Here is a 15382-nt window from a genome sequence, read left to right as displayed (position 1 = left end):
CACCGCGGTGTTCAAGGCACCACGGATCTTCTCGGCCGGCACAACACCGCGGTGTTCAAGGCACCACGGCCCAGGGCGCCGGTGGATCTTCTTCACCCGCTCGGCATGCGCCTGGGCCTTGTCGAGTAATGCCTCGGCCGAGTGCCTGACCCGCCCTCCGTCGCCCACGGATCGAGCGCCCCGAGCGCACGCCGCCAAACCGGAACACGACCGTCTCGTCCTACCGGAACCCCCGAGCAGCCGCGATACCAGTGGTAATACAGTCATCTCCAAGTGCCGGATGCGAGAAATGAGGGGCCGTCCGATCGGCACCGGGCCCCCCACCCGCACCACGAAGCACTGGAGAACGCTCATGACCACCGTCTTTCCCCCGGCGGAAGACCTCGGCGGAGGGCTGGCAACCCTGCGCCACCAGATCGCCGGCCCTGTCCTGACCCCCGGGCAGGACGGTTACGACGAGGAGATCGCCGGATTCAACACCGCGATCCTGCACCGGCCCGTCCTCGTCGTGGGCGCCACCGGCGCGGAGGACGTCGCGGCGGCGATCCGCTTCGCGGCGGCTCACTCCCTTCCCGTCGCCGTACAGGCCACTGGCCACGGCGCGGTCCAGGCGGCCGACGGGGCGCTGCTGATCAACACCTCCAGGATGCGCGAGGTCACCGTCGACCCGTCCGGCCGCAGCGCGCGGATCGGCGCCGGCTCCCGCTGGGCCGACGTGATCGAGCAGGCGACCCCGCACGGCCTGGCCCCCCTGAGCGGCTCGTCGTCGGGTGTCGGAGCGGTGGGCTACACGCTGGGCGGCGGCATCGGCCCCATGTCACGAACCTTCGGTTTCGCCGCCGACCATGTACGGGAGATCACCGTCGTGACCTCGGACGGCACGATCCGGGTGACGGACCGGAACACGGAGCCCGACCTGTTCTGGGGGCTGCGCGGCGGCAAGGGCAGCCTCGGCGTGGTCACCTCCATGGTCGTCGACCTGTTCCCCGTGTCGACCCTGCACGGAGGCTGCCTCTACTTCAGCGCCGAGGACACCTCGGCTGTCCTGCACGCCTACCGGACCTGGACCGACACGCTGCCGGAGACCACGACCACCTCGGTGGCGATGCTGCGCCTGCCCCCGCTGCCCCAGCTCCCGCCGCCGCTGCGCGGGCGTTTCGTGACCCACCTGCGCTTCGTCCACCTCGGCGACGCCCAGGAGGCGGAGGCCCTTCTCGCCCCGATGCGGGCCGTCGCCGAGCCGGTCTTCGGCGAGATCGGGCAGATGCCGTTCGGCGCGATCGACTCCGTGCACAGGGACCCGGTCGACCCCCTGCCGGCCTGGGATCGCGGCGCCCTCCTCCGCGAGCTCGGCGAGGAGACCCTGGAGGCACTCCTCGCGGTGGCGGGCCCGGCGGCCGACGTGCCCCTCACCGTCGTGGAACTGCGCCACCTGGGCGGGGCGCTGGCCCGCGAGCCGCACCTGCCGAACGCCGTGGGCGGGCGGGACGCGGCCTTCTCCCTGCTGGTGATCGGCGCTCCCGTGCCGGAACTGCTGGACACCGTCATCCCCGCCGTGGGCGGTGCCGTGATCGACGCCCTCGCTCCCTGGCAGACCGGCGGGACGCAGCTCAACTTCCACGGGTCGGCGCTCGCGCCCGCCGACCTGTCCCGCGCGTGGCCGCAGCCGACGCTGCGCAGGCTCGCCGCCCTCAAGGACCACTACGACCCGACCCGGATGTTCCGTTTCGGCCACGTCGTGCCCCGCGTCTGAACGTCACGTTCACGAGTGGCCGCGGGCTCAGGCGGTGTTGCGGTTGATGTCCCGCTGCCACCCGCCGTGTTGGGAGCAGACTCCGTTGAGCCCGCCCGACATGCTCACCGTGCCGTCGTTGCACATGACCAGGTAGCCCGTCCCGTTGCGGAAGTTCTCGATGCACCGGAAAACCAGGCAGGCTTCGTCCGCCGGCGGATACACCCGGTTTCCCGTGGGGCAGAACGTGAACCCGTAGATGTTGGGGGGCGCGGCGCAGAACGGACCGGTCGGCTCCACGCTGGGTGGCAGCGTGGGGGTGGGTGTCGGCCAGGGAGTGGGCGTCGGCCAAGGAGTGAACGTCGGTGTGGCGGTCACCGTGGCGGTGGCGGTGACGGTCGCGGTCACCGTGGTGGTTACGGTCTCGGTCACCGTGATCGTGGTGGTCACGGCCGGGGGCGTGGGTCCCACGGTGACGGTCACCCGGGGTGCGGGGGTGGACTTCGCCGGCTTCGGCTTCGGCTTCGGCTTCGTCGCGGAGACGGAGAAGGTGCCGCTCTTCTTGTAGCTGCCGACACCGAGATACGTTTCCTGCCAGGCCGTCCGCCCGGCGTTCACCGACAGGGCGGTCGTCACCGTCCGGCACTTCTTCTTCAGGCAGACCCGTTGTTTCACGGAGAACCGCCTCGCGGCGCCGTACCCGTTCGTCACCTGCACCCTGAGGTAGGACTTGCCGCCGACCTTCGTCACGGAGGTCTTGACCACCCGCTTGTCCGTCGCGGTGGGAGCGGTGCTCAGCCCGCTGTCCACCGGCGTGGAGGCGCCGCTCACGCCCTGGCCCGCCTCCGCGAAGCTCCTGATCTCCCGCTTGTCACTCGCGGCGGGGCTCACGGCCGAGGCGGAGAAGGTGTCTCGGATGTCGATGGCACCCATCCAGCCGATGACGGTGATCAGCGTGCCAACGGCCACCACGGACAATAAGAAAGCTCTCATACCACCACAAATATCCCGTATACCAGAATCGCTATTGATAAGTGATTTTTTAATACTTATATCACTTATCCCTCTCGACTTCAGCCGATTGGAACCTTCCAGGCGCACACAGCTCATTTCTTTTCGCCGCAGACAGGAACCAGGTCACCGTGGAGCGGCGTACAGCCCTCTCCACAGGTGCGGCCGGATGCGGGCGCACAGCAGGCATGGCCGCGCCACGACACCCTCCCCCCAAAGCCTCCGGCACGCCTTCCACGCACGTCCGACTTCTCGCCACACACATTCGACTTCTCGCCATGCCCGCCGACGAGAACTGACGGCGCGGCCGGGCAGCACGCCTTCTCCCACACCGGCACGGGGACGCGGAGGGCGAGCGGGCGCCACCGGACGGGGACGCGGACGCCGACCGGACGGGCATCGGGTGGACAGGCCGCGCCCGGCCGGCCCTCGACACACCAAGGCGATCACAAGTGGTGAGATTTTCCGGAGACCCCGCCGGTCCGCCCGCCGCTCCGGCAGGGACGACTCGCCTTCCGGTCCTCTCAAAAGTCCCAGAATCTACGATCAACCCAATATCCATATATTAATTACAGCCCACCACGCCTTTCACACACAGAAAGACAGTGAAAACCGGAAATTAAAACACCCTTATCGTTTTCGGTGCCAAGTTTTATTGGACCGTCGTCGTGCACGCGTTGTAATTTCGCCACAACGCCCATATCCGAGCCTCACGTCCCGGAGTGAACAATGCACACGACCGAGCGTTCGTCACCCGCGCGCCCCAGGAGCGGGCTCGCCGTTGTCGCCATCTGCTTCTTCACCATCGTCTTCGACGGCTACGACCTGATCGTCTACGGGTCGGTCGTTCCCAGCCTGCTCGGCAACCAGGAATGGGCGCTCACTCCGGCGCAGGCCGGGGCAATCGGCAGCTACGCGCTGATCGGAATGTTGATCGGCGCGGTCGTCGCGGGAATGATCACCGACGTCGTCGGGCGGCGCAAGATAATCCTCGTCAGCATCGCGTGGTTCTCCGTCGCGATGGCACTCTGTTCCACGGCGTCGTCCCCCGAACTCCTCGGCCTGTTCCGTTTCGTCGCGGGCCTCGGTCTCGGAGGCGTCGTGCCGACGACGATCGCTCTGACCGTCGAATACGCCCCGAGGAACCGGCGCAATCTCTACAACGCGCTCATGTTCTGTGGTTATCCGGTGGGCGGTTGCCTGACCGCGCTGGTGGCGATGGCGCTTCTCGCCGAACACGGCTGGCGCGTGATGTTCCTGGTCGGAGCCGCGCCCATCGTGCTGATCCTGCCGCTCGCGATCTGGCTGCTTCCCGAGTCGGCGAGCTACCTGCTCGCGCGGGGACGCCGGGCGGAGGCCGAGGCGGTGGCCGCCCGCTACGGGCTTGACCTCGGCAACGGTCACGGTGAGGCCGGTGAGCCCGGCGAGCCGCGCGACAGGAAGGGTTTCACCCTGCCGTTCCGGCGGGGCTACCTCGCCGCCACCCTGCTCTTCGGAGCGGCCAGTTTCTGCGGCCTGCTGCTGGTCTACGGTCTCAACACCTGGCTGCCGCAGATCATGCGCCAGGCCGGCTATCCCCTCGGCCCCTCACTGCGATTCCTGCTCGTCCTGAACATCGGAGCGATCGTCGGCACCATCGTGATGTCCGTCCTCGCCGACAGGATCGGGGCCAAGGCCATCACGGTCTGCGCCTTCCTCGCCGCCACCGTGTCCATCTACCTGATGAGCTTCGACCTCGGCACCGGCCTGCTGATGCTCTGCGTCGCCGTCGCGGGACTCGGCAGCGTGGGGACCCAGATCCTGGTCAACGGCTACGTCGCGATCTTCTACCCGGCCGCGGGCAGGGGCTCGGCCCTCGGCTGGACGCTCGGCGTGGGCAGGGCCGGTGCGATCGCCGGGCCGCTCCTGGGCGGCTGGCTGCTGGGTTCCGGGCTCGGATTCGAGTGGAACTTCTACGGGTTCGTCCTGCCCGCCCTGCTGGGCGCGCTGTTCATCGCCGCGATCCCGCGCGCCAACCGCCGTCGGCGGGCGTCGGTGGTCGAGGCACTCCCCGTGGAAAGCGGTGCGCTCGGCACCATCCCGTCCCAGAGGCGGGCGCAGACCTCCCACGAGGTCATGCGGTGACGACCCCGTCGGGGGAGTCGGGGAAACACCTTAGGAGGGGTGGCGGCCGGACCGCCACCCCTCCGAATCGCTGAACCCCCAAAGCACCGAACCGCCATCCCTCCGTACCGCTGAACCGCTGAACCGCTGAACCGCTGAACCGCTGAACCGCGAAAGCGTCGGACCACCAAACCGCCGAACCGCCAGAACGCCGAACTTTCGGTGAACGCCTCTCTCCTACTTTGGGCCGATCCAGATCGGTACGACCTCTCGTACCATGATGGGGTGCTCCCCCTTGTGCGATCCGTGTGGGATGAGCCCCGTCCCCCCGACCCGCCGGTGCGGGTGTGGCGGGACTGGGCGCTGGTGGGACTGCTCGTGCCGATCGCACTGCTCGAAGGAGCGCTGCGACCGGATCTTCCGTCGCGGGTCCTCTCGGTGGCGGTCACCATCGGGCTGGTCCCAACGCTGTTGTGGCGCCGGACCAGACCGCTGCTGGTGGTCGCGATCGTCTTCGGCACCACGAGCCTGGCCCCCCTGCTGACGGGCGGCGTCTCCGCGGAGACGAACACGATGGTGTACCTCCTGATCGTGGTGTACGCGTTGGTCCGCTGGGGGTCCGGGCGCGAGGTCGTGATCGGGTTGGCGATCATCCTCGTCGCGGTCGGGCTCTCGATCGTCTTCGGCCGCCTCGCCCCCGCCAACGCGATCGCCGGGTTCGCCGTCGTGTTCTCCGCCGTCGCGCTGGGCGGGACGCTCCGGTATCGGGCGAGGGCGAGGGCACGCGAGCTCGACCAGGTCAAGCTGCTCGAACGCGAGCAGCTCGCCCGCGACCTGCACGACACCGTCGCCCATCACGTCTCGGCGATGGCGATCCGCGCCCAGGCGGGCATCGCCACCTCGGCGGCGCGGCCGAACGCCGCGACAGAGGCGCTCCAGGTGATCGAGGCCGAGGCGTCGCGCGCCCTCGCCGAGATGCGCGCCATGGTCCGTGTCCTGCGCAGGGACGAGCCGGCGGACATGGCACCCGGCCGGCGTGTCACCGATCTCCGGCAACTCGCGAGCCAGGACTCGTCCGACCTGTCCGTCGAGGTGGAGATCCCCGACGACCTCGGCGACCTCCCCCCGTCGGTCGAGGCCGCGATCTACCGCCTCGCCCAGGAGGCGGTCACCAACGCCCGGCGGCACGCCCGTCACGCCACCTACGTCGCGGTCCGCGTCAGCGCCGACGACACGTCGGTGCACCTGCGGGTGAGCGACGACGGCGACACCGGTTCCATCCGCCCGCCAGGACCGCCGGGGTACGGGCTCATCGGCATGATCGAACGCGCCGACCTGCTCGGCGGCACCTGCGAGGCCGGCCCGAACCCCAACCGAGGCTGGACCGTCACCGCCGTGCTGCCCCGCACCGGGTCGGTCACATGAGCATCCGGGTGCTCGTCGCCGACGACCAGGAGATCGTCCGTACCGGACTCTCGATGATTCTCGACGCCCAGCCGGACATCGACGTCGTCGGCGAGGCCGCCGACGGGCGGCGAGCCGTCGAACTCGCGCGGCGCCTGCGCCCCGACGTGTGCCTGTTCGACATTCGCATGCCCGGTCTCGACGGCATCCAGGCCACCCGCCTCCTCGCCGGGCCGACCGTCGAGGATCCTCTCGCCGTCGTCGTCATCACCACGTTCGACCTGGACGAATACGTCTACGCCGCGCTGAGGGCCGGCGCGCGGGGTTTCCTGCTCAAGGACGCGGGCACCGTCCTGCTCACCCAGGCCATCCACGCCGCCGCGAACGGCGACGCGCTCATCGCCCCGAGCATCACCGCTCGGCTGCTCGGCGCCTTCGCCGAGACCGGGCCCACCTCAGCGGTGTCGCAACCCATCGAGGCGCTCACGGACCGGGAGGAGCAGATCCTCGTCACCGTGGCGCGGGGGCGGACCAACAACGAGATCGCCGACGAGTTCCACATCTCGCTCAGCACCGTCAAGACGCACATCGCCAGCCTGATGGCCAAGCTCGGCGCCCGCAACCGCGTCGAGATCGCGATGTGGGCCTACGAGACCAGGCGCGTCAAGAGCTGATCCCGCCGCGGTGACGGGTCCCTCGGCGCGGCTGCGCGTGAGGGGCCGGAATCGCCTGGCCGATCATCCATCGATCGGGCGTACTTTCGCCCGATGAGCTCTTCGCGGGGCCCTCCTACATTGATTTTCGTGGCACGGGACACGCTCGATGCCACCCGGCAGGCGCCTTCGCCTCACCCGATGCCGGCCACGACATCGGTCCACGAGTACGGCGCTCCCGGCGGATCCGCACCCACCCGCGATGGATGAGGAGAATGCGTTGAAGGCATTTGTTCTGCGCTCGTACGGCTCACCCGATGTCCTCGACCTGACGGACGTCGACACGCCCGTTCCCGGCGACGACGAGGTGCTCGTCCGGGTGCGTGCCACCTCCGTCCAGCCCTACGACTGGCACATCATGAGAGGCGAGCCCTACGCCGCGCGCCTGATGGGCGGCGGCCTCCTCGGGCTGCGCAAACCGAAGATCGACATCCTGGGCGCCGACATGGCCGGGCAGGTCGAGGCCGTCGGCAGGAACGTGACGGGGTTCCGCCCCGGCGACGAGGTGTTCGCGCTGCTCAAGCAGGGCGGCCTCGCCGAGTACGTGTGCGTCGGGCAGGACAGGCTCGCGCCGAAACCTCAGAACCTGTCGTACGAGCAGGCGGCGGCGGTGCCGATGGCGGGCATCAGCGCCCTGCTGGGCCTGCGTGACGAGGGACGGCTGCAGCCGGGGCAGAAGGTCCTCATCAACGGGGCCTCGGGAGGTGTGGGGACGTTCGCCGTGCAGATCGCCCGGGCGCTCGGCGCGGAGGTCACCGGCGTCTGCAGCACGAGGAAGATGGACCTGGTCCGGTCGCTCGGCGCGGACGAGGTCATCGACTACTCCAAGGAGGACTTCACCCGCAGTGGAAAGCGCTACGACCTCCTGCTGGACATCGCGGGGGGCCACTCGGTCTCGGCGTGCCGGCGGGCGCTGACTCCCAAGGGGGCCTACGTCCTCATCGGCGGGCGGGCCGGCCGGTGGCTGCGGCCCATGAGTCACATGTTCACGGCACTCGCGGTCTCGCCGTTCGTGTCCCAGAGGGCGGTCATCGTGGACGCGACCCGAGGCGTGGGGAACAGGCAGAACCTGATCACGCTGACCGAGCTCATCGAGGCGGGGAAGGTCACCCCGGTCATCGACCGGGGCTACCCGTTCAAGGACACCCAGACGGCCGTCCGATACCAGGAGGAGGGGCACGCTCCGGGAAAGGTCATCATCACGCTCTGAGATGCCCGAACACTCTGAGACGCCCGACCCGCCACGCGCACGACGATCATCTCCCGCGAGCGACCGGAACATTCGAAACCCTCCTGCTCCTGAGCGACGCGGGAGGCCGGCCGTCGGCTGGAGCCGCCCGGGTTCCGGTTCGCGTACCGTCGGCGGTGGTTCACCTCATGCGATCACGTCGGCGGGTGGAGCGAGCGGGGCCGCCTGCCGGCTGAGTGTGAGGACGGCCTTCGCCGTTCGCGGGTCGGCGGCGGGGGCGAAGGGGGTGACGGGACGTGCCCTTGGCCCGATGACGAGGCCGGTCCGCCCGTCGAGCGAGGCGTCGGCCGCGGCGAGGATCGACGGCCGTGCCGCCACCGACGCGGGACCGGACGTGGCGCGTTCGAAGACTCGCCGGACCAGCGGCCAGAGCAGCCGCAGCCCCGGCGAGACGATTTTGGGCGACCTCATGGTGCCGTCGGTCATGTCGGTGGCCGCGCCACCCGGATCGGCCGCGAAGACCGAGATGCCGGTGCCGCGCAGCCGTTCCGCCAGGTCCAGGGTGTAGGCGAGGTTGGCGAGCTTCGCCCGGCCGTACCAGTGGAAGCCGTAGTAGCCGCCCGGTGGCTCGATGGCGTCGAAGGAGCGTTTGGCCGTCCGGATCGACCCCGAGGTGATGTTCACGATCCGGCTCGGCCCTCCGGCACGGAGCGTTTCCAGCAGCAGCTCGGTCAGCAGGTACGGGGAGAGGTGGTTCACCGCGAACGACGCCTCGATTCCGTCCACCGTCTGCTGCCGGTCGGCGAACATCGCCCCGACGTTGTTGACCAGAACCTTCAGTGGCCCTTCCTCGGCGAAGCCGGCCGCGAGCGCTCGTACGGCGTCGAGTGAGGCGAGATCCGCGGCGACGAACCTCGCCGCCGGACCGGTCGCCACCGCGTCGATCCGCTCGACCGCGCGGGCGCCCCGCTCGGCGTTCCGCCCCACCACGGTCACCGCGTAACCGATCGCCGCGAGCCCCATCGCGGTCTCCAGGCCGATCCCCCCGGTCCCCGCTGTCACCACAGCCCGTTTTTCCATGGCTCCGCCCTCCGCCTACCGGTCCTAATCGGATAGCCATCCGTTTCCTGGCTCGTACCGTAGCATAAACGGATGGCTATCCGATTAGACGGAACGGGCATGCGGCGGCGTATCTCCGAACCTGGATTTCCCGACCGCCGCCACCACCGGAGGCGAGCTTTCAACGGCTTCGGACCGCCGTCAGCGCGGGGAACGGCTCTCAAAGGTCCCGGACACCGTCAGCAAGGGTGGCCGCCCCTCAAAGTCAGCGCGGTGTGCGGCCTTTCGGTCCCTCGGCGCGGTAGGCGGTCTTTCGGCCTCTCAGCGCGGCGGGGGACGCAGCCCTTCAAGGAGAACGTCGAGATAGATCCGCGCGTGCCTGGCGTCATCGTCGCCGGAGCGGACCGCGTGCTCGACGCCGCAGAGCAGGCGGCGGATGTCGTCCGCCTCGACGTCATGCCGGACGACCCCCGCGTCGCGGGCACGGTCGAGCAGTTCCGCGACGGCCCGGTCGAGCTCGGCCTTCATCGCCGAGGTCCGCGCGTCGACGTCGCTGGCGGATCCGAGCACCGCCGCGAACCCGGCGTCGTTCAACGCGTGTTCGAGAGCGAAACGCAGGAGGCGGTGCAGACCGGCACGCGCGTCCTCGTCGGCCGCCGCGACCTGCGCCTCATGGACGAACTGCTGAAAGCGTTCCGCGAGCAGTGCTTCCAGCAGCGCGTGCCGGTTGGGAAAATGCCGGTACACGGTCCCGACGCCCACCCCCGCGAGCCGGGCGATGGTGTTCAGCATGAGCGAGTCGTCACCCGCGGCCAACTGCTCCCTCGCGACCTGTAACACCCGAGCGCGGTTGCGCGCCGCGTCCGCGCGCAACGTCGTCTCACGCTCAGCACCGGGTGTCATCACGTCAGCCTAACGGTTCGCCGGTCAGGCGCCGTGCGGCACCAAACGTGGGTGCGCACTCCTCAGGCGCTGCGGTCGTCTGCCGGAGGAGTGCGCGAACATCCACGGGTCGAGGGTCGAGGTCAGCGGACGGTGCCCTGGGTGTCCTTGCCGTCGTTGTTCCAGTCGCCGATCACGGGCAGGTCGGCGGTGTTGCCGTAACTCACCGAATGAGTGACCTCCCTCTTCGTATCGGTAACCGGGTTGGTACGCATATAGAACACGTTGCCCATGCGCACCCCCACCTCGTCCGAGCCGTCACCGTTCCAGTCGCCCACCAACGGAACGGAGTTGACGTTGCCGTACTTGAAGGTGAACTCGGCCTTCCCACCGGCCGGATTGTTACTGATGAGGAACTGCCCCGTACGCGGATCGTAGGCACTGACGGTGTCGTAACCATTACCGTCCCAGTCACCCGCCAACGGAATCATCGGAGTGTCGCCGTAGGACACCTTCACCGTCGTCTCGACATCCGGCTCGGTGACCGGGCTGGTACGCATATGGAACACGTTGCCCATGCGCACCCCCACCTCGTCCGAGCCGTCACCATTCCAGTCCCCCACGAACGGAACCGCCCCGACATTCGCGTTGCCGTACTGAAAGGTGTACTCGGCCTTTCCACCGGCCGGATTGTTACTGATGTAGAACCGGCCCGTGGTCGGATCATAGGTACTCACCGTGTCGTAACCATTACCGTCCCAGTCACCCACGATCGGCACCATCGGACTGTTGCCGTACTTGACGACCGCCCGAGTCGCCTCCTCGGAAGCCCAGTCATCGGTCAGATAGAACTCCAACACCCCCAGACCCGGGTTGGGAGGGTCGTCGCAGTTGCGGCTGGTGACGTTCCTGGAGGTCTGGTTGTTGCCGCCGCCGTAGGTGACGCCGTTGAACGTCGGCTTGACCCGCTCGGAGCCCGCGAATCCCCAGGACGCCTCTCCGTCACCGTTCGAGTCGTGACCGAGCTCGAAGTGGAGGTGTGGGTGGTCGTTGGCCGTGGGCCCCGTCCGGCCGACCTTCCCGATGGTGGCCCCCCGTGCCACCTTCGTGCCCACGTTCACGGCCCGGGACTGCAGGTGCAGGTAGGTGGTGAAGTAGCCGCCGCCGTGATTGATCTGGATCACGTTGCCGGCGTTGCTGTGGTAGAACGACTGATTCACCGTTCCAGCGGCGGGTGCTACCAGCGTGGCTCCCTCGGTGCCGTGCTGGTCCGGCTCCTTGACCATGTCGAGTGCCGGGGCATGCCCCCAGGTGTCCAGCCGCCACTTCTGATCGCAGGGGAAGGGTAGTTGGAGGTTGGGGGCCGCCGCGGTCGCGTGTGCCGGAAGAGCCGGCAGGCCGCCGACGAGAAGAGCGGCCACCACCGTGGTCACCGCCGCCACCCCCGTGGGACGTCTTTTTCCTCGCTGCGGGGAGAGGAAAGAGAACGAACTCATGAACATGTATCTCCTGACGGTCCAGTGGTCGGTATGACCGATGGGTCCTGGTCAGACCTGTGGATCATCTCCGTCTGACGAGCATCACCGTGGCCGAGGGCCCGTCCCATCGCAAGAGGGACGAGGCAGGCAAGGATTCATGGGACGAAAAACCACTCTGACCAGCGCAATCCCACGCACTGTGGGATAAGGCGGGATATATCCATAGATACTGACGTCCTTATGACTACCCTTTGGGGTATCAAACTCGGGTACGAACTCGGGTCCGAAGCTCGGGAGCCTGGATTGTCAGAGCCCTCTGCCGTCGAGGATCTGGCCGCATATCTGCGCCACTTGAAGGACAAAACCGGCCGTAGTTACGACGCCCTTGCCAAGAGGCTCAACATCGGCAAATCCACCCTGCACCGTTACTGCTCCGGAGCCGGAGTGCCACCGCGTTTCACCCTCTTGGAGCAGTTCGCCAAGGAATGTCGGGCGAGTCAGGCAGAAATCATCGAGCTGCACCGGCGGTGGGTACGGACGCAGACCTCATATGTGCCCGAAGCGGAACTCGACACGGAACAGCCCGCCAAGCTTCCCGGCCACCGCGCGACGTCACCGAATGTATCCCTTTCTCCGTTTCCGGATGACCGGAAAGCGTCACCGCGTACGCTTTCTCGTCCGTCACCGGCCTCCCCGCCCCCCTCGAAGGGCCCGCCCGAGCAGCGCCCGTTCCCGCGCAGGAGGCTCATGTGGTGGACGCTGGCGGGGATGGGGCTCCTGGTCATGGGCGGAGTCCTCTTCTGGCGCCTCGGCCTGGACTTCAGGGCGGACGCGCAAAGCGTCCATGCCTGCGTCGACCGCAAAGGGATCGAGCATGTGGACAAACGGCAGGGCGGCTATGTCTGGACCAGAGACTTCGTGTGCGCCAGCCGAACCGAGGCACCGCTCTACCTCGACGCGGAGAGCACGGAGAAAATAGCGACCCTGGACACCGCGAAGAGCTGGTTCGTCTGCTGGCGACTGGGCCGCGTCCAGGATGACGGGGAGAGGGTCTGGTACTACACCCTGGGAGACCGCGCGGAGCCGGGCAAGAGCCACTTGGGGGGCTGGGGCTACGTCGGAGCCGAAAACGTCATCGCCCCCACTCATCCCATCCAGAACATGCCGCCATGCGGAGACATGCGATGAATATCAGTCAGTCGTCCTCCCTCTCGGCCGATGATCCGGACGCCGCGTTTCCGGCGCACACCGAACCCTCTGTCGTAACCTCTGCCGCCCCGAAGTCACCCGCCCGAACGTAGGTGCCGCCGCACACGGTGACGAAGGGTCCCCGCGACTTCCAGGTGAGGGGTGATTTTGAGTCGTTTGTAACATCTGAGGATCCCGGCCCACTTCCCGGTGTCGAAGCAATCATCCGGGACGAAGGGGGGCCAGGCGGTGACGGACGAGTCACAGCGGTTCACCACGATGTATGACGAATGCCGACAACGGGTCTGGGCCTACGTGGTCAGCCAGGCGGGCAGGCAGATCGCCGACGAGGTGGTGAGCGAGACGTTCGCGATCGCCTGGCGGCGGTTCGACGACATACCGGAGCCCGCCCTGCCATGGCTGCTTGGCGTGGCCCGCAACGTGCTTCGCGACAACGTCCGCGCCGAGATCCGGCGCGAGTCGCTCGCCCGCGAGCTGCGCGCGTGGACCGCGGAGGACCACGCCGACCAGGTCGCCGAACGCCTCGCCGTCATGACCGCGCTCGCCTCGTTGAACCAGGACGAGCGCGAGCTGCTGATCCTGGTGGCCTGGCAGGGACTCACGCCGCGCGAAGCGGCACGCGTCATCGGATGTTCCGCCGCGACCTTCCGCGTACGGCTCCATCGGGCCCGCAAGCGGCTGGTCCACGCGATGAAGTCGGCACCGGCGATCCGCCCCAAGCCCCGGGTGCGCAATCTCAGTGAGGAGTGGTCATGAACCCGATGGACCAGCTGCGGGCGGCCCGCCCGGCCCATCTCGACACCCCGGCCGACGAGCACACCCGTGCCGCCGAACTCTCCTACGCCATGTCACAGCCCAGGAAGGGGCGCACCCGCAAGGCCGGTATCCCCAGGCCGGGGTGGGCGCTCGGGCTGGCGGGCGTGGCCGCCGCCACCGCCGCCGTGGCCGTGACGATCACCACGACCGGCGGCACGACACCGCCCCCGGGCTCCCCGATCGCCACGGACCGGCAGCCGACGACGCACTCGTCGGAGCCGGTGGCGCGGCTGTCGGCCAGGCAGCTCCTCCTCGTCGCGGCCGAGTCGTCGCTCAAGGCCCAACAGGGCAGCGGGGCCTACTGGTACGTCGAGAAAGTGAGCGGCAGCACCCAGCAGGTGGGCACCAAGGCGCGGTACACGGTGGACAGCCTGGACCGCAGCCAGACGTGGATCGCCCGCTCGCCTGAACGGGAAAGCTGGTGGGTGTCCCAGAACCTCGGCACCAAGCCCGCGTCCGGCTCGGAGGAGGCCTGGAAGCGGGACGGCTCGCCGTCCACGTGGACGGTGACCATAGACAAGATGGACAAGAACGCCGACGCCAAGGCACAGCTGATCATCGAGGCCAAGGGCGGCAAGCCCTTCGGGAACGCTGTCAACGTGGGCGACAAGATCGCCGACCTGGCCGGCAAGAACGTCTCGATGGCCGAGCTCCAAGATCTGCCCACGACCGCGGCCGAGCTGAAGGCGTACCTGCTCAAGGGGTACCGGGGGCACAGCGCCGAATCCGAGGGCGACCCGCAGGACGCCGACTCCTGGCTCTTCCAGGTGACCGCGGGCCTGTTGAGCGACATGCCCGTCAAGCCCGCCGTCCGGGCTGCGGCCTACCAGGTGCTCGCCGGGCTGGACGGCGTGCGGTCGCTGGGTGAGGTGACCGACGCGCTGGACCGCAGGGGCGAGGGCATCGCCCGTACCGAGAGGTGGCCCACCGGCGAGTTCGAGCGCCAGCTCGTCGTCGACCCGCGGACCGGCATCCTGCTCACGGACCGGTTCGTCGCCGTCGCCCCGACCGGGACCTACGGCTGGGCGAAGCCGGGCACCGCCGTCCACTGGAACGCGATCGTCAAGGCCGAGTGGACCGACCGGGAGCCGGTCAAGCCGTAACCGCGAGGTGTCTCAGCCTCCGTTCAGGACGCGTTTCACCCATTCCAGCGACCCCGTGCGAAGCGCCTCGTCCGCGAGGCGCTTCGCGGACGTCGTCTTCAGTGCGGCGAGTGAGCTGTCGATCCACGGCTGGACGTTCTGGTGGCCCTGCTCGCGGTACTCGATCGCCTGAATCAGGCATTCGAGCTTGTCGGCGTCCCGGGCGCAGACCGCTTCGAGACTGGCCTTCTCCTCGTACTCGCCGACCGCGCCGCTCACCATCTCCGCCACCGGTCCGGGAACCCCGCGCACCTGGTCGGCGGTGACCTCCTCGTTCGGTGTCGCCTTCAGGTACAGCTTGCCGAGATAGGGGATGTCGGTGATGCGGGTCTCCTGCGTGTCGTGGAAGAGGCTCATGAACGCCGCACGCTCGGGATTTCCGCCCTCCAACGCCGTGATCACACTCGCGATGACCGCCGTCCTGAAGGAGTGGTCGGCGATGCTCTCGGGGTCACGTACCCCCGCGACCAGCCAGCCCGTGCGCCGGTAACGCTTGAGCAGCCCGATCTCGTACAGCAGGCCCGTCAGATTCGACAGTTCCTCCGCCATGGAAATCCCCTCTCCCCCTCGGTGGATCATGCGCGGCGCGTAGCCGACCGCCCCGTTTCCGACGCGGACCGCGGTGGCCTCCTCCAGCGTACGGA

At 68.4% G+C, this 15382-nt stretch carries 13 protein-coding genes; 8 read left to right on the top strand and 5 right to left on the bottom strand.

Features of this window, described 5'->3' with window-relative positions; all coding sequences use genetic code 11:
• Positions 1-352 precede the first annotated feature (352 nt).
• On the top strand, positions 353-1753 hold the full coding sequence (locus tag ACIBH4_RS23650; RefSeq protein ID WP_362764824.1) for an FAD-binding oxidoreductase: 1401 nt from the start codon (positions 353-355) through the stop codon (positions 1751-1753).
• Between the two features lie 27 nt (positions 1754-1780).
• On the opposite strand, the gene ACIBH4_RS23645 is transcribed toward ACIBH4_RS23650, so the two are convergent.
• Positions 1781-2704, bottom strand: a complete 924-nt coding sequence (locus ACIBH4_RS23645) for a hypothetical protein (RefSeq protein ID WP_362764821.1) — start codon at positions 2702-2704, stop codon at positions 1781-1783.
• A gap of 768 nt (positions 2705-3472) precedes the next feature.
• Here ACIBH4_RS23645 and ACIBH4_RS23640 point away from each other — a divergent pair.
• The 4 genes from ACIBH4_RS23640 (at position 3473) to ACIBH4_RS23625 (ending at position 8173) form a co-directional block, all read left to right on the top strand.
• Positions 3473-4867 (top strand): aromatic acid/H+ symport family MFS transporter, encoded by a 1395-nt coding sequence (locus ACIBH4_RS23640; protein ID WP_362764818.1) that lies wholly within the window; start codon positions 3473-3475, stop codon positions 4865-4867.
• A 264-nt stretch (positions 4868-5131) separates the two neighbouring features.
• Positions 5132-6271: a sensor histidine kinase gene (locus ACIBH4_RS23635; RefSeq protein ID WP_362515221.1), complete on the top strand. Its 1140-nt coding sequence runs from the start codon at positions 5132-5134 to the stop codon at positions 6269-6271.
• Entirely contained in the window at positions 6268-6924 is a 657-nt protein-coding gene (locus ACIBH4_RS23630; protein ID WP_362515223.1) for a response regulator transcription factor, read from the top strand. Before ACIBH4_RS23635 ends, ACIBH4_RS23630 begins: the two co-directional genes overlap by 4 nt.
• Positions 6925-7183: 259 nt before the next feature.
• A complete protein-coding gene (locus ACIBH4_RS23625; protein WP_362515225.1) occupies positions 7184-8173 on the top strand; it encodes an NAD(P)-dependent alcohol dehydrogenase in 990 nt (329 codons plus the stop codon).
• Positions 8174-8338: 165 nt separating this feature from the next.
• Here the strand turns inward: ACIBH4_RS23625 and ACIBH4_RS23620 are convergent, their stop codons facing one another.
• The 3 genes from ACIBH4_RS23620 to ACIBH4_RS23610 form a co-directional block, all read right to left on the bottom strand.
• The gene (locus tag ACIBH4_RS23620; RefSeq protein ID WP_362515227.1) at positions 8339-9232 is read right to left on the bottom strand and encodes an SDR family NAD(P)-dependent oxidoreductase; all 894 of its coding nucleotides are present in this window, start codon (positions 9230-9232) and stop codon (positions 8339-8341) included.
• Between the two features lie 300 nt (positions 9233-9532).
• Entirely contained in the window at positions 9533-10114 is a 582-nt protein-coding gene (locus ACIBH4_RS23615) for a TetR family transcriptional regulator (protein ID WP_362515230.1), read from the bottom strand.
• A 122-nt stretch (positions 10115-10236) separates the two neighbouring features.
• Positions 10237-11589, bottom strand: a complete 1353-nt coding sequence (locus ACIBH4_RS23610) for a M23 family metallopeptidase (protein WP_362515232.1) — start codon at positions 11587-11589, stop codon at positions 10237-10239.
• Positions 11590-11874: 285 nt separating this feature from the next.
• Between ACIBH4_RS23610 and ACIBH4_RS23605 the strand changes: the two genes are divergently transcribed.
• From ACIBH4_RS23605 to ACIBH4_RS23595, 3 genes are all read left to right on the top strand, one after another.
• Entirely contained in the window at positions 11875-12759 is an 885-nt protein-coding gene (locus ACIBH4_RS23605) for a helix-turn-helix transcriptional regulator (protein WP_362764815.1), read from the top strand.
• A gap of 249 nt (positions 12760-13008) precedes the next feature.
• The gene (locus tag ACIBH4_RS23600) at positions 13009-13536 is read left to right on the top strand and encodes a sigma-70 family RNA polymerase sigma factor (protein WP_362515234.1); all 528 of its coding nucleotides are present in this window, start codon (positions 13009-13011) and stop codon (positions 13534-13536) included.
• Positions 13533-14699 carry a CU044_5270 family protein gene (locus ACIBH4_RS23595; RefSeq protein WP_362764812.1) on the top strand — a complete coding sequence of 389 codons (1167 nt, stop codon included), beginning with the start codon at positions 13533-13535 and terminating at the stop codon, positions 14697-14699. The genes ACIBH4_RS23600 and ACIBH4_RS23595 overlap by 4 nt, the downstream gene beginning before the upstream one ends.
• A 12-nt stretch (positions 14700-14711) precedes the next feature.
• Here the strand turns inward: ACIBH4_RS23595 and ACIBH4_RS23590 are convergent, their stop codons facing one another.
• A complete protein-coding gene (locus ACIBH4_RS23590) occupies positions 14712-15287 on the bottom strand; it encodes an HD domain-containing protein (protein WP_362515239.1) in 576 nt (191 codons plus the stop codon).
• Positions 15288-15382: the final 95 nt, after the last annotated feature.

Origin of the sequence: Streptosporangium sp. NPDC050284 (assembly GCF_044459525.1) — a bacterium.
Classification (GTDB): Bacteria; Actinomycetota; Actinomycetes; order Streptosporangiales; family Streptosporangiaceae; genus Streptosporangium.
The sequence above is the reverse complement of the archived record's forward strand: the minus strand, read 5'-3'. Positions and strand labels throughout refer to the sequence as shown.

What these genes read in the sequence shown, in the direction of transcription:
- ACIBH4_RS23650 (WP_362764824.1), top strand. Translation starts at nt 353, where the DNA reads ATGACCACCGTCTTTCCCCCGGCGGAAGACCTCGGCGGAGGGCTGGCA.
- ACIBH4_RS23640 (WP_362764818.1), top strand. Translation starts at nt 3,473, where the DNA reads ATGCACACGACCGAGCGTTCGTCACCCGCGCGCCCCAGGAGCGGGCTC.
- ACIBH4_RS23630 (WP_362515223.1), top strand. Translation starts at nt 6,268, where the DNA reads ATGAGCATCCGGGTGCTCGTCGCCGACGACCAGGAGATCGTCCGTACC.
- ACIBH4_RS23620 (WP_362515227.1), bottom strand. Translation starts at nt 9,232, where the DNA reads ATGGAAAAACGGGCTGTGGTGACAGCGGGGACCGGGGGGATCGGCCTG.
- ACIBH4_RS23615 (WP_362515230.1), bottom strand. Translation starts at nt 10,114, where the DNA reads ATGACACCCGGTGCTGAGCGTGAGACGACGTTGCGCGCGGACGCGGCG.
- ACIBH4_RS23610 (WP_362515232.1), bottom strand. Translation starts at nt 11,589, where the DNA reads ATGAGTTCGTTCTCTTTCCTCTCCCCGCAGCGAGGAAAAAGACGTCCC.
- ACIBH4_RS23595 (WP_362764812.1), top strand. Translation starts at nt 13,533, where the DNA reads ATGAACCCGATGGACCAGCTGCGGGCGGCCCGCCCGGCCCATCTCGAC.
- ACIBH4_RS23590 (WP_362515239.1), bottom strand. Translation starts at nt 15,287, where the DNA reads ATGGCGGAGGAACTGTCGAATCTGACGGGCCTGCTGTACGAGATCGGG.